At 73.3% G+C, this 12,862-nt stretch carries 11 protein-coding genes and 2 pseudogenes; 6 read left to right on the top strand and 7 right to left on the bottom strand.

Features of this window, described 5'->3' with window-relative positions:
• Window positions 1-92 precede the first annotated feature (92 nt).
• The 3 genes and pseudogenes from AC0OO9_RS16815 to AC0OO9_RS16805 all read left to right on the top strand — a co-directional run.
• A pseudogene (locus tag AC0OO9_RS16815) lies at window positions 93-2,459 on the top strand (DEAD/DEAH box helicase); the annotation flags it as partial.
• Window positions 2,460-2,797: 338 nt separating this feature from the next.
• Window positions 2,798-3,004 carry a hypothetical protein gene (locus AC0OO9_RS16810; RefSeq protein WP_121397051.1) on the top strand — a complete coding sequence of 69 codons (207 nt, stop codon included), beginning with the start codon at window positions 2,798-2,800 and terminating at the stop codon, window positions 3,002-3,004.
• A gap of 239 nt (window positions 3,005-3,243) precedes the next feature.
• Window positions 3,244-3,822, top strand: a complete 579-nt coding sequence (locus tag AC0OO9_RS16805; RefSeq protein WP_357576741.1) for an LURP-one-related family protein — start codon at window positions 3,244-3,246, stop codon at window positions 3,820-3,822.
• Window positions 3,823-3,987: 165 nt separating this feature from the next.
• Here AC0OO9_RS16805 and AC0OO9_RS16800 read toward each other — a convergent pair whose 3' ends face one another.
• The 7 genes and pseudogenes from AC0OO9_RS16800 to ssd all read right to left on the bottom strand — a co-directional run bounded on the left by AC0OO9_RS16800 (window position 3,988) and on the right by ssd (window position 9,612).
• Window positions 3,988-4,332 carry an Rv3654c family TadE-like protein gene (locus tag AC0OO9_RS16800; RefSeq protein ID WP_357576740.1) on the bottom strand — a complete coding sequence of 115 codons (345 nt, stop codon included), beginning with the start codon at window positions 4,330-4,332 and terminating at the stop codon, window positions 3,988-3,990.
• A gap of 185 nt (window positions 4,333-4,517) precedes the next feature.
• Window positions 4,518-4,946: a TadE family type IV pilus minor pilin gene (locus tag AC0OO9_RS16795; protein WP_484511062.1), complete on the bottom strand. Its 429-nt coding sequence runs from the start codon at window positions 4,944-4,946 to the stop codon at window positions 4,518-4,520.
• A complete protein-coding gene (locus tag AC0OO9_RS16790; protein ID WP_357576738.1) occupies window positions 4,943-5,131 on the bottom strand; it encodes a DUF4244 domain-containing protein in 189 nt (62 codons plus the stop codon). Before AC0OO9_RS16790 ends, AC0OO9_RS16795 begins: the two co-directional genes overlap by 4 nt.
• A 2-nt stretch (window positions 5,132-5,133) precedes the next feature.
• Window positions 5,134-5,922 (bottom strand): type II secretion system F family protein, encoded by a 789-nt coding sequence (locus tag AC0OO9_RS16785; protein ID WP_484511061.1) that lies wholly within the window; start codon window positions 5,920-5,922, stop codon window positions 5,134-5,136.
• Window positions 5,922-6,587, bottom strand: a pseudogene (locus AC0OO9_RS16780) (hypothetical protein); the annotation flags it as partial. The pseudogene AC0OO9_RS16780 and the gene AC0OO9_RS16785, both read right to left, overlap by 1 nt.
• 713 nt (window positions 6,588-7,300) lie before the next feature.
• Window positions 7,301-8,512 carry a TadA family conjugal transfer-associated ATPase gene (locus tag AC0OO9_RS16775; protein ID WP_484511060.1) on the bottom strand — a complete coding sequence of 404 codons (1,212 nt, stop codon included), beginning with the start codon at window positions 8,510-8,512 and terminating at the stop codon, window positions 7,301-7,303.
• Complete coding sequence (gene ssd, locus AC0OO9_RS16770) at window positions 8,509-9,612, bottom strand: septum site-determining protein Ssd (RefSeq protein ID WP_484511059.1); 1,104 nt, start codon at window positions 9,610-9,612, stop codon at window positions 8,509-8,511. Before ssd ends, AC0OO9_RS16775 begins: the two co-directional genes overlap by 4 nt.
• A 244-nt stretch (window positions 9,613-9,856) precedes the next feature.
• Here ssd and AC0OO9_RS16765 point away from each other — a divergent pair, with 244 nt between their 5' ends.
• The 3 genes from AC0OO9_RS16765 (at window position 9,857) to AC0OO9_RS16755 (ending at window position 12,813) form a co-directional block, all read left to right on the top strand.
• Window positions 9,857-10,237 carry a VOC family protein gene (locus AC0OO9_RS16765; protein ID WP_484511058.1) on the top strand — a complete coding sequence of 127 codons (381 nt, stop codon included), beginning with the start codon at window positions 9,857-9,859 and terminating at the stop codon, window positions 10,235-10,237.
• 962 nt (window positions 10,238-11,199) lie between these two features.
• Window positions 11,200-12,339 carry an ImmA/IrrE family metallo-endopeptidase gene (locus AC0OO9_RS16760; RefSeq protein ID WP_484511057.1) on the top strand — a complete coding sequence of 380 codons (1,140 nt, stop codon included), beginning with the start codon at window positions 11,200-11,202 and terminating at the stop codon, window positions 12,337-12,339.
• Complete coding sequence (locus AC0OO9_RS16755) at window positions 12,340-12,813, top strand: DUF4411 family protein (RefSeq protein WP_484511056.1); 474 nt, start codon at window positions 12,340-12,342, stop codon at window positions 12,811-12,813. It begins immediately after the preceding gene.
• The last annotated feature ends 49 nt before the right edge of the window (window positions 12,814-12,862 follow it).

Raw genomic sequence — 12,862 nt, 5'->3', positions numbered from 1 at the left:
CCGCCGGAGACCGGCTCTGCTCACCGGCGGAGCCTCCCCTTACCCCGGCCCCCCGCTTTCCATCTCCGAACACCAGTGCGAGAGTGCAGGACGTGACCACCGACGGCTCCAGCTCGGCGCAGCCAGCGCCGCGCCACGACCTGAAGCCGTCGACCGACCACTCCGGCCCGGCGCCCGCCGACCTGCTGGGCCGGCTGCGCGCCCGCACCGGCGCCGACCCGGTCACCCACGTCGAGCGGGTGCCGGCACGGGCCGGCGAGCCCGCCCCGTGGCCGGACTGGGCGCCGGAGGAACTGCGCGCGGCGTTCGCCCGACGCGGCGTGGTCGCGCCCTGGCGGCACCAGACGGAGGCGGCCACCCTGGCGTACGACGGCCGGCACGTCGTGGTGGCCACGGGCACCGCGTCCGGCAAGTCCCTGGCCTACCAGCTTCCCGCGCTGGCCACCCTGCTCGCCGACCCCCGGGCCACCGTGCTCTACCTGGCGCCGACGAAGGCGCTCGCCGCCGACCAGTTGCGCGCCGTCGCCGCGCTGGAGCTGGAGGGGGTACGCCCCGCCTGCTACGACGGCGACACCCCGCGGGCCGAACGGGAGTGGATCCGCAAGCACTCCCGGTTCGTGCTGACCAACCCGGACATGCTGCACCACGGCATCCTGCCCGGGCACGCCCAGTGGTCCGGTTTCCTGCGCCGGCTCACGTACGTGGTGATCGACGAGTGCCACACCTACCGGGGGGTCTTCGGCTCGCACGTCGCGCACGTGCTGCGCCGGCTGCGGCGGCAGTGCGCCCGGTTCCGCAGCACACCCGTCTTCGTACTGGCCTCGGCCACGTCCGGCGACCCGGCGACGGCCGCCGGACGGCTCACCGGGCTGCCCGTGACCGCCGTCACCGAGGACACCTCGCCCCGCGGCGGGGTGACGTTCGCGCTCTGGGAGCCGCCGCTGCTGCCCCGGGACTCCGCCGCCGACCAACAGGCGGACCTCACCCAGGTCCGCCGGTCGGCGCTGCGGGAGACGGCCGACCTGCTCGCCGACACGGTCGCCGAGGGGGTACGCACGCTGGCCTTCGTACGCTCCCGGCGCGGCGCCGAGGTGGTCGCGGCGAACGCCCGCCGGTCCCTCGACGAGGCGGTGCCCGGGCTCGGCGACCGGGTGGCCGCCTACCGGGCCGGCTACCTGCGCGAGGAGCGACGCGAACTGGAACGGGCGCTGCTGCACGGCGACCTGCTCGGGCTGGCCTCGACCAACGCGCTGGAGCTGGGCGTCGACCTGGTCGGCCTCGACGCGGTGCTGATCTGCGGCTACCCGGGCACCCGCGCCTCCCTGTGGCAGCAGGCCGGCCGGGCGGGGCGCTCCGGGCAGGAGGCGCTCGCCGTGCTGGTCGCCCGGGACGACCCGCTCGACACCTATCTCGTGCACCATCCCGAGGCGGTGTTCGGGCGCCCGGTGGAGGCGACCGTGCTCGACCCGGCCAACCCGTACGTGCTGGCCCCGCAGCTCGCCTGCGCCGCGGTCGAGGCGCCGCTGACCCCCGACGACCTGGCGCTCTTCGGTGACGGGGCGAAGGAGGCGGTGGACCAACTGGTGGCGGCGGGGGCGCTGCGGCAGCGGCCGACCGGCTGGTACTGGCGGCACCGGGAGCGGCCGGAGGTGGACCTGCGCGGCGAGGGCGGCGCGCCGGTCTGTGTGGTGGAGGCGGCGACCGGGCGGCTGCTCGGCACCGTCGACGGCGGCTCGTCGCACTTCCTGCTCCACCCCGGCGCGGTCTACCTGCACCAGGGCGTCTCCCACGTGGTCGACTCGCTCGACCTGGCCGACGGGTGCGCGCTGGTGCACCCCGAGGAGCCGGACTGGTCCACCCACGCCCGCGACGTCACCTCGCTGTCGGTGGTGTCGGTCCGCTCGTACGTGGACGCCGGCCCCGTCGGGCTCTTCCTCGGCGAGGTCGACGTGACCAGCCAGGTGGTGTCGTACCAGCGGCGACGGATCGCCACCGGCGAGGTCATCGACACCCGCCCGCTGGACCTGCCGGCCCGGGAACTGCGTACCGTCGCGGTCTGGTTCACCCTGTCACCGCAGTCCCTGACGGCCGCCGGCGTGGAACCCGCCGACGTGCCGGGCGCGCTGCACGCCGCCGAGCACGCCGCGATCGGTCTGCTGCCGCTCACCGCGACCTGCGACCGCTGGGACATCGGCGGACTGTCGACGGCGGCGCACCCGGACACCGAGGCCCCGACGGTCTTCGTCTACGACGGGCACCCGGGTGGGGCGGGCTTCGCCGAGCGCGCGTACGGGACGGCGGCAGCCTGGCTGCGGGCCACCCGCGACGCGATCGCGGAGTGCGGCTGCGAGGCGGGCTGCCCGTCCTGCGTGCAGTCTCCCAAGTGCGGCAACGGCAACAACCCGCTCTCCAAGCCGGACGCCGTCAAGGTGCTGGACGTGGTGCTCGCGAACCTGCCCGACGGCGTACCGGCACCCCGCCCGTCCGGCGACTCGCCCGGCGTTCCGCCCGTCGGCTCGCCCGGGGTTCCGGGACGCGGTGCGGTTCGGGACGCCGCGCTTCCGGGCGGCCCTACGGTCCCGGGGGAACGCGTCGCTCCCGACGACGCCGCCTCGGGCGGCCCCGGAGGTCCGGAGGGCCCCCCGCCCCCGGTGGTGGAGACCGGCTCGGAGGCCGCTCCCGTCCCGGGTGGTGGAAGGCAGGCATAGAAACCCTTCGCTCGGGGCAAACGAGTACGTGGGAGCGCTTCCATCGCTGCTCGCGGACCCTTGCCGTGCTTCCCGTCGAAGGAGGAGACGTGGCCGACACCATCGCCGAGACCGTCGACCTGCTCTACACGATCGACCAGGAGAAACTCACTCCTGACCAGCAGATCGCCCTGGGCACCGCGCTCGCCAGCCTGGCGCAGGCCGAGCGCCTGGAGCAGATCAACGAGCGGCTGCGCAGCATCCATCAGGTCCTGAACGCGTGGGCGCTCAAGGCCACGGTCGACGGAGGCCGGTGAACCCGCTCCGCACCGCACAGCACGGCCGCAGCGGTGTTCGGGTCGTGGCGGGGCTGCGGTCGTGGCGGGGTCGCCGTCGCGGCAGGGGGGTCGGGTCCGGGCGGGATAGCGGGGGCCGGCGGGAACCGCCAGGTGCTGGCAGGACGGGCCGCGTAGCCTGCGGGGAGAGACGCGTGACCTGTCGGCGGCGGCACGGGTGAAGCTGTGCGACACTCCGGCGACCCCTCGAAGGAGAACCCATGCAACTCGAGAACTTGCAGGCCCAGCAGCAGTTCCACATCCGGCAACGGCTCCGGATGATGGTGAACCAGTACGAGGTCCACGCCGTGGCACCGGACGGCTCCGAAGGCGGCCTGCTGGCGTTCGCCCAGCAGAAGCGGCTCGCCTTCAAGGAGCAGGTGACGATCTACACCGACGACTCGAAGCAGCAGCCCCTGCTCGGGTTCAAGGCCCGCCAGCGCCTCGACATCGGCGCCACGTACGACGTGACCGACCACGCCGGCAACCCGATCGGCCTGTTCCGCAAGGACTTCGCCCAGTCCCTGCTGCGGTCCACCTGGCACGTCGAGCAGCCCGGCCTGCCGCAGGTCACGGGCCAGGAGCGCAGCATGCCGGTGGCGCTGCTGCGCCGGTTCGTCGACTCGCTGTCCTGGCTGCCCTACCACTTCGACTTCGTCGCCGGCGGTCAGCCGGTCTTCTCCGTCATCAAGCAGTGGGGCCTGCGCGACCGGTACGTCGTCCAGATCCACAACCCGCAGGTCGACCGCCGCCTCGTGATCGCGATGGCCGTCGCCCTCGACGCCCTCCAGGGACGCTGATCCACCCGGGTCGGGGTGCCGACATCCGTCGCCCCGGCCCGATCGCGTCCGGCGCGAGTGCGTCACGCCTCCCACGCCGGCTCCCCACCGACCCCCGCCACCCGACCCGCCCGCACCGGCCCCGACCACCCGCCGCAGTTCCTCCGGCACGGTGCCGCCTGTGGCTCAGCCACGGACCGGGCCGGCGCGGGCACTGGCCGCCGCGACCCGCGCCAGGCCGGGCAGCGGGGTGACGGCCACCTCTGCGGTCACCAGGACGTCGAGGCCGTCGAGTCGACAGGCGAGCAGCCGGCCACCGTTGGCGGCGGTGATCTCGGCAGCCCGGCCGCAGGCCGCCGGCTCGCCCAGGAGGGCCTCGCCGGCACCGGCCAGCGCGCCGAAGTCCGCCGCCACCCGGGCCTGCTGCCGGGCCGTCCGGGCCGCGCCGACGGCGGCACCGAACAACCCGACCATGACGAAAGCCAGCCCCACGGCGAGCAGGCAGACGGTCGCCCCACCACGCTCCCCCATCCGCTCTGCCGCACTTCGCGGCCCTCCCGCCGCGCTCCCCCTGCCCTTCCACCGCACTGCCACCGCGATCCCCCGCGCTCCCACCGCGCCCTCACGGACTCCCACCCCGGTAAGGGTCGCGGGCCAGCCGCTCCCTTCGCCCGGCCGGTCAGGGTTCTGCCGGTCGGGGCCTCCGGTCCGTCCCGTCACGGTCCGTCCTCCGCCGGCTCGACGCCCGGAGGCGCGGGCTCCGCGGCACCGGGTCCCACGGCGTCCGTCCCCACGACACCGGGTTCCACCGCCGCGACCGCCGTCGCCGTCACGGAGATCCGGGGCAGCCGGGAGCCGAGCGCGCGTACGGGCGCCCGGACGGTGGCGACGACCCGCTGACCGTCGACGGTGACGGTCACCTCCGCTCCCGGCGGCGCCGCCCCGCTGGCAGCGGCCGCCCCGTCGGCGCCCCGGGAGGCAGCCAGTGCCGCCTCCCGGGCCGCGTGCAGGCAACCCGCCCTCGTCCCGACGGCGTTGACCGCCGACAGCCCGGCGAGCAGGAGCAGCAGGAGCGCCGGCAGGCCGGCCGCCAGTTCGGCGGTGAAGGAACCCCGGTCACGGCCGGCCGGCCGGCGCCCGGTCACTTGAGCGCCCGGTCGATGACGGCGGTCAACGCGGACTGCACGTTGCCGGAGGTCAGCACCTTCAGCAGGATCCCGGCGAAGGCGACCGCGGCGAGGGTGCCGACGGCGTACTCGGCGGTGTTCATTCCGGCGTCCCCGCGCAGGCGGGCGAGCAGTTTGCGCACGTTCCTGTCCTTTCTCGACATGGTCAGAGCACGTCACCGAGGACGGCGACGATCACCGGCACCAGGCCGGCGAGAATGAAGGCCGGCAGGAAGCAGAGCCCCAACGGCAGGACGATGAGCACGCCGGCGCGGCGGGCGGCCGCCTCCGCGGCCGTGGAGCGGTCGGCTCGGAGGTCGTCGGCGAGTCGGGTCAGCGCGCCGGCCAGCGCGGCTCCGCTTTTCGCGCTGCGAAGCACGGCGGCGGTCAGCCGCTCGGCCCCCGGCACCGGCGCGAGCGGAGCCCACGCCTCCTCGGGGCCACCGCCGAGCCGCAGCAACCGGCCGACCCGGGCGAGCCGGTCGGCGAGCGGCCCGTCGAGCGCCCCGGCCACGGCCAGGATCGACCGGTCCACGGGCGCTCCCGCCCGCATGGCCGCCGCCAGCAGGTCGGCGGCGAGCGGAAGATCGGCCGCCTCACGCAGCCGCCGGTTCCGCACGGCCGGCGGCTCGATCCGACGAAGCAGCCGGTCGAGCAGCAGCATCGTCGGCACGGCCGCCACCGCCCCGGGCCAGCCGCCGACGATCACGGCCACGGCCACGGCGGCCAGACCGGCGGCGACGCGGATGGCGTCCGGCCGCCGCCGAGGCGGGACGTCACCGGTCGGGTCGTCGTCGGGACCGACCGGTCGGCGGAGCGAGGCGGCCGGGTGCACGCCGACCGGCGCCCGGCGCAACGCGCGCAGCCGGCGCAGGGGCCGCCGGCCCGCCGCGAGCATCGCGGCGAGCAGGACCGCCGCCGCCACGAAGCCCGCTGCCAGCGCCATCCGGGGCATCAGCTCACCCGTCCCGGCGACGCGCCGAGCCGCTCGGCCCAGAACAGTCCCGCGACCTGGAGCGCGATGGCGACGACCGCGCACGCACCACCGACGGGGGTGTGCAGCAGCACCGCCACCGGATCGACGCCGATGCCATAGCCGAGCCCGATGCCGCCGAGCGGCAGGGCGGCGAGCAGCAGGGCGGTGGCCCGTGCCCCGGCCGCCTGGGCCTCCGCCGCAGCCAGTCCACGGTCGGCCGAGCGGGCGTCCGCCTCGATCCGCTCCAGCAACTCCGCCAGCGGCGCGCCCGTCTGTTCGGCGAGGCGTACGGCCGCGCGGGCCAGTCGATCCAGGCGCCGTGCCCCGCCCCGGTCGTCGCGGGCCGCCGCGTCGCCACCCGGGGATCCGCGATCGGTTCCCGCCGGGCCAGGGGTGAGCTGCTCGGCGGCGACCGGTACCGGCAGGCCGGCCCGGAGGTCCGCGGCCAGCCCGCAGAGCTGGTCCAGCCGGTGCCGCCGCGCCCGGACGGCGTTCCGGCCGTCCTTGCGTCGGAGCAGCGCGCGAGCGGCCAGCGCGCCGTAGGCGCCGACGGCCACCGCCGCGACCGGACCGGCCAGCAGCAGCCCGGCTCCGGCGCCGGCCGACGCGGCGAGCAGCAGGGTGCGCCTGGGGGACGCCGCCAGCGCGTCCGGCCGGAGCCACCTCGGTCGGCGCCCCTCGCCGGGCGGATCGGTCACCGCGCCGGGCCCGTGCGGCGGGGTAGCCGCCGGGGCGGGCGTGCCGCCGGGTCGCCGGGCGTCCCGCCGACCGGGTGGCCGGAGCCGTCCGGCGTCTCCGCCACCGCGCGGCGTGTCCCGGTGGTCGAGGTGGCGCACGGGTCGCGTCAGCCGAGAATTGCCATCCCCTCCTCGTCCAGCGCCAGGGTCGTCCCCGGCCGTCCAGGGCCAGGGCGACCGGTCGGCCACGTCCCGCGACGCCCACCGATCCCCGCCGAACGTCTCGGCGGTCGGGTGGGCGTCAAGGCGCAGGTCAAGGTCGGTGGCCGAGGCCTCCGGCTCGCGCCGACTGCCGGGAGCGCCGCTGGCCGGGACGTCCGGGCCTGCCGGCGACTGCCGGAGGCGAACCCGGGACCCGTCGCGCGGGTCGCGACGACCGACGGCCGGCGGGCGAGGAACACCCTCGTCGGCGCGCGCCGCCGCACCATCCACGCCCCGACCGGGTGTCTGGCGCAGCTCGGTGACCCAGGCGACGAGCGGGTCCTCCCCGCCGGCACGCGCGCTCCCGCCGACGCCGGCGGCCAGCGTGCCCCGCCGGATCCGGCCACCACGCACCGCCCCGGCCACGAGCACCGCCGTCACCAGGACCGAGAGCAGCGCCACCAGCGCGTACGGGGCGGTCACCTCGGTCCCGCCGATCCGGGCCACGGCTCGGTCAGGACCGGCGGAACCGGTACGGCCCGCTCCCGCAGCAGGCCGGCGAGCGCCTGGGCGGCGCGGTCCGGCCCTCGCCCGCGTACCCAGGCGGGAACCGCCGTGACCAGCCGGTCCGGGCCCTCCGGCAGGAGCAGGCAGACCGATTCCAGTACGCGCCCCTCGGTGTTCCGGCGCACCTGGAGCAGCACCTGGAGCGCGGCGGCCACCTGGGCGTGAAGCGCGGCACGGGGCAGTCCGCCGAGCATCCCGAGGGCCTCCAGCCGCGCCGGCACGTCCGACGGGGCGTTGGCGTGCAGGGTGCCGGCTCCGCCGTCGTGGCCGGTGTTCAGGGCGGCGAGCAGGTCGACCACCTCCCCGCCCCGGCACTCGCCGACCACCAGTCGGTCGGGCCGCATCCGCAGGGCCTGCCGCACGAGGTCGGTCAGCCCGACCGCGCCGGAGCCCTCCACGTTGGCCGTCCTCGCCTGCAACCCGACGACGTGCGGGTGCCGGGGATGCAGCTCGGCCGCGTCCTCCACCAGCACGATCCGTTCGGTGGCGGGGACCAGTCCGAGCAGCGTGTTCAGCAGGGTCGTCTTGCCGGAGCCGGTGCCGCCGGTCACCAGGTACGCCAGCCGGGCCGCCACCACGGCGGAGAGCACCGGCGCCACCGGTCGGGGAACCGTCCCCCGGCTCACCAACTCGTCGAGGGTGAAGGGCCGCTGCCGGAAGGTCCGCAGGGACAGGTAGGGCCCGTCGGTCGCCACCGGCGGCAGCACGGCGTGCAGGCGGGTGCCGTCGGGAAGCCGGGCGTCCGCGTACGGGGAACCGTCGTCGAGCCGCCGACCGGCGCTGGCGGCGAGCCGCTGCGCGAGCCGGCGTACGTCGTCCACCGTGCCGATCGGCACCGCGACCTGGTGCAGGCCCCGTCCCCGGTCGACCCAGACCCGGACCCCGTTCACGAGTACGTCGGTGACCTCCGGATCGGCCAGCAACGGGGCGAGCGGGCCGGCTCCCACCAGGTCGTCGTGCACCTGGTCGGCCATCCGCAGCACGGCGGTGTCGCCGAGAACGGCGGCGGTGGGCTCCGCCCGTACGGCAGAAACGATCGCGGCGGCGGTGACCGGCGTCGCCGCGGCGGCCATGCGCTGCCGCACCCGGGCGGCGAGGGTGTCGCCATCCGACGGCCCGGTCATGCCGCACCCGCCGCCGGCGCGCCGGTCAGTTCGGCGACGATCCGCTGGCAGAGCGCCGCCAGCGGGCCTCGGCCGTGCGCGGCCGGCGCCTCGCCCCGCTCCAGCCCGCGAGCCAGCGCCGGTTCCGGGCGCAGCGTGCCGGCCAACGGCAGCCCGAGCGCCCGGGCCACCTCCGCCGCTCCCAGGCGGCCCGGTGCCGGACCGCGCACGATCACCGACATCGCGGTGCAGTGCGGGGCGGCGGCGGCCACCACCCGGGCCGCCGCGGCGGTGGCCCGCAGCTCGGCCGGGACCACCACGTAGACCTGGTCCGCCGCCTGCAGCGCGGTCACGGCCGCGTCGTCCAGCTGCCGGGGCAGATCGACCACCACGAGGTCCCGACCCCGCCGGGCGGCGTCGACGGTCGCCGCCATCGCCTGGGCGGGAAGGGCGAGCAGGTCCCCTCGGTCCCAGGAGAGCACCACCAGGTCGCCCCGGCTCGGCAGGGCCCGTACCAGCGCCGGCGCGTCCACCCGGCCGTCGGCGCCGGTCAGCGCCGGCCAGCGCAGCCCTTCCAACTGCTCCCAGCCGAGGACCAGATCGAGCCCGCCGCCGAGCGGGTCGGCGTCGACGAGCAGGGTGCGCAGCCGGGCCCGGGCGCCCGTGACGGCGAGCCCGCCCGCCAGGATGCTCGCCCCGGCGCCGCCCCGCCCGCCCAGGACCGCGACGATCCGGGCGCCGCCCCGCTCGCCGCCCTCCGGCCCGCACTCGGCGAACCGGTCGACCAGCCAGGGCTCGGCGGCGGGCAGCGTCGCCACGTGCTCCGCGCCGATCAGCTCGGCGACCTGCCAGCCGGGATCGAGCTCCCCGGACCGCCCGACCAGCACCATCCGTGGCCGCTGCGGCAGCCGCGCCCGCAGGCAGGGCTGGGCCTGGTCGGCGCCGACCAGCACGAGCGGGGCCGGCAGCCAGCGGGTGCGGGCCGCGGCGGGGTCGGCGGCGAGTTCCACCTCGACGCCGCCCGCCGCGGCGAGCCGCAGCAGGTCGTCGAGCAGGTCGCCGTCCGAGGTGACGAGCAGCGGCCGGGGCCGGTGCGGCGGGACGGAGGTACGGGGTGGCATCGCGGCCTCCAGCGGTCGGGCTCGGGGTTGCTGACCCGAGACCCTGCTCCGACGCCACCCCGAACGCCGCCCCGTCCCCACAGCCTGTGGACAACCGCGCGCCCTGTGGACAACGCCCGCCGGACGAGTCGATCTGCTATGGATCCCGGCGGGCCGCAGCGCCTCCCAGCTCCCGAAACACCCCGCCTGTCGCCGGGGCGGCGTGAGCACCCGACGGGCCGTACGAATCGATAGCCTGCGCTGCATGCATCGCAGTCGCGTGTACGCCATCCTGATCGACGCCCCTCGTGCGGAGGCTGCCCGGGCGGCGGCCTTCTGGTCGGGAGCCCTGGGCGTCCCAGCCGAGCCCAACGCGTCGTACCCGCAGTTCATCGGCCTGCACGACGCCCTGCCCGGGCTGGTCACCGCCGTGCAGGAGGTCGACGACGAGCCCCGATTCCACCTCGACTTCGAGACCGACGACGTCGAGGCCGAGACGGCTCGCCTGATCACCCTCGGCGCCACCCGGGTCGCGCGGTGGCAGGAGTGCCAGGTGCTGCGCGTATCCGGTGGGCACCTGGTCTGCGTGCTGCCGGTGGAGAGCCGGCCGGAGGTCTTCGACGCCGAGGCCAGAACCTGGCCGTGACACCTGTGCCGGCACGCCGAGAGGCAACCGGGCGAGCCCGCTCGGCCGGGGCCGCGGCGAGCAGGCGACGAACCGACGTCAACGACACTCAATCGTTATGAGCACGTCCCGGACAGCCCTCTGTCGGGTCCCGACATCGTCGGCGGCTTCGTTGCCTCCGGCCTGAACCAGCCCTCAGATGAGCAGCCTCAACGGCGAGGGAGGTGGCCGATGACCTGCTTAGAAGCGCTCCCGCCAGAAAGGGACGACCCCCGTCGGGGGGAAAGTGACCTGACGTAGCAGCGAGTGTGATCAAGTGCCGTACCGCGTGGTCAGACGTACCGGTCGTGCCGTCGAGCATGATCGAGTGCGGCTGCGCGGTACGGTGTTCGCTGACGATCCGCTGACTTTCGGATGGCGCGCTGCGGGCGCCCGAGGACGGCCGGAGGCCGCCCGCAGGGCAGTCCGCGAGCGCGTGGCCAATTCTCGGAGCCCTGCCTTGCAAAGATCAAGACTTCTGTCGGCCGGCGTCAGTAACTGCCGCTGACCTGCTCATCGTGTCGTCTCCCGTCGGCCTCGGGCTGCGCCCGTCGGTCGGCTTGGCTGTACGAATGGTTGTACAGCCCTCGTCGGCCACCTGATGGCGCTTTGGCCCGATCAGGCAGCCGGGCCACGCCCAAGTGTCAACTAGACTGCCCGCAATCTGACAAACGAAATGTGCTCCTACCAGCGAGAAGCAGCGCAAGCTCCTTCAACCGGTGACTGTGGGCAGGTCAGAGCGTTGGTCAAGTCCGGCTGTTGGTTGCTTGAGGACAACCCACTGTCTCCTTGATCGGCGCCAACTAGCGGTAGCGCCTCCGCAACCACTTCGGTAATTTGGACTACACGTTGCGTAACGATCGCCAGGAGGGCCAATGGGCGGGCGAACCCCGACCGCGATCGTAGAGCCATCTGTGCTTGAGTGGGCACGCCGATCCGTCGGCATGTCGCTGGAAGAGGCCGCAAGCAAGCTGGCCCAGCCGATCGCGAAGATTGAGGCGTGGGAGCAAGGCGTAGCCGCTCCCACTATGGCTCAGCTCCGGAAAATGTCCGAGGTATACAAGCGGCCGTTAGCAGTCTTCTTCTTGGACGCCCCTCCAAGAGGGTTTGATGCATTGCACGACTTCCGCCGCCTCCCAGCCACCACACCGGAGGATTGGACGGCCCCTCTTCATTTCGAATATCGGCGAGCACAGGACCAGCGCGAATCAGCGGTTGAGATCTCTCGACGGATGGGCGAGCAGATTCCAACTTCTTGGAAACCGGCATCTTCCGTGCAGGCCGACGACGCAGAGCGCCTCGGCTCCATAATGCGTTCTGCACTCGGGGTGACGTTGAAGGAACAAGGGACCTGGAACGAGAGATATAGAGCACTCGGCGGCTGGATAAGAGCACTAGAGGATAATGGCGTCCTGGTAATCCAGACCGAGAAGATCAGCGTCGAGGAGATGCGCGGCTTCAGTATCTATGCGGAACAGTTTCCAGTCGTTGCCGTCAATGGCGGCGACTTTGTGAGAGGCAAGACCTTCTCGCTTCTGCACGAGTACGCTCACTTGGCGCTACGGCAGAGTGGTTTGTGTGATCAGGAAAATGCAAGCCGGCCGCAGACGCCGGAAGACCGCCTTGAGGCTTTCTGCAATCAAGCTGCCGCTGCTGCCCTTATGCCAGCAGAGGCACTGCTGAGTGAGGTGCTTGTAGGCGCTGCTCCAGATGGCCATGAGGACTGGGAAAGCAGCGCGCTTGACTCTCTCGCCAGAAAGTATGGCGTTAGCGAAGAGGCCGTGCTGCGCAGACTCCTCACGCTCAACAAGACAACGCTGGCCTACTACCAGCGGCGACGGAGAGAATTCCTCGCCATATACGAGCGCGAGCGCAACCAGCAAAAGGAGCAGCAGAAAGAAAGCCCCGGCGGCCCTGGCTATTATCGCGTCAAGGCTCGCAACCTAGGCAAGGGCTTCGTGCGCCTTGTCAGCCATGCTTACGCGCATGATGCGATTGACACTCTGGAAGCCGCTAGCTATCTCGGCGTCAAGGTTCAGCACCTCAAGAGGATAGCTGACGAGGCATTCGGGAGGGCAGCATAGTTGCCAGTCACCTACAGCATCGACACCAGCTCCATAATTGAGGCATGGCATAGACGCTATCCCCAAGACGTCTTCCCGGGGCTTTGGCATGGGATCGATGAACTAATATCACTGGGACGCCTTCAAGCTTCCGAGGAAGTTCGGCAAGAATTAAAGAAGAAGGATGACGAACTCTACGCTTGGGCGAAAGAGCGGCCACAACTTTTTTGCGAAGCAGATTTGGACAATCAGCTCGCCGTACGCAGCATTCTGCAAGCACATCCCAGGCTTGTGAACACCCAGAAGGGCCGGAGTCAAGCCGACCCATTCGTCATCGCATTAGCGCGAGTTCGCAAGTGCACTGTCGTTACTAACGAAATCGCCTTGGGCTCTCTTGAGCGTCCACGCATTCCTGACGTTTGCCAGGCACTAGGCATTTCATGCATCGACTTCCTCGGCTTGATCCGGACCGAAAGATGGAGCTTCCGGCGGTAACGTTGCCGACTTCACGCTCTCGACACCGCTTCCTCGCCGGCCCTGCGCA

Source organism: Micromonospora sp. USAFONa4, from assembly GCF_057197825.1.
Note: the sequence above shows the minus strand (reverse complement) of the source record. Positions and strands in the feature narration are given on the sequence as shown.

What these genes read in the sequence shown, in the direction of transcription:
- AC0OO9_RS16765 (WP_484511058.1), top strand. Translation starts at nt 9,857, where the DNA reads ATGCATCGCAGTCGCGTGTACGCCATCCTGATCGACGCCCCTCGTGCG.
- ssd (WP_484511059.1), bottom strand. Translation starts at nt 9,612, where the DNA reads ATGCCACCCCGTACCTCCGTCCCGCCGCACCGGCCCCGGCCGCTGCTC.
- AC0OO9_RS16800 (WP_357576740.1), bottom strand. Translation starts at nt 4,332, where the DNA reads ATGGGGGAGCGTGGTGGGGCGACCGTCTGCCTGCTCGCCGTGGGGCTG.
- AC0OO9_RS16775 (WP_484511060.1), bottom strand. Translation starts at nt 8,512, where the DNA reads ATGACCGGGCCGTCGGATGGCGACACCCTCGCCGCCCGGGTGCGGCAG.
- AC0OO9_RS16790 (WP_357576738.1), bottom strand. Translation starts at nt 5,131, where the DNA reads ATGTCGAGAAAGGACAGGAACGTGCGCAAACTGCTCGCCCGCCTGCGC.
- AC0OO9_RS16760 (WP_484511057.1), top strand. Translation starts at nt 11,200, where the DNA reads ATGTCGCTGGAAGAGGCCGCAAGCAAGCTGGCCCAGCCGATCGCGAAG.
- AC0OO9_RS16805 (WP_357576741.1), top strand. Translation starts at nt 3,244, where the DNA reads ATGCAACTCGAGAACTTGCAGGCCCAGCAGCAGTTCCACATCCGGCAA.
- AC0OO9_RS16785 (WP_484511061.1), bottom strand. Translation starts at nt 5,922, where the DNA reads ATGCCCCGGATGGCGCTGGCAGCGGGCTTCGTGGCGGCGGCGGTCCTG.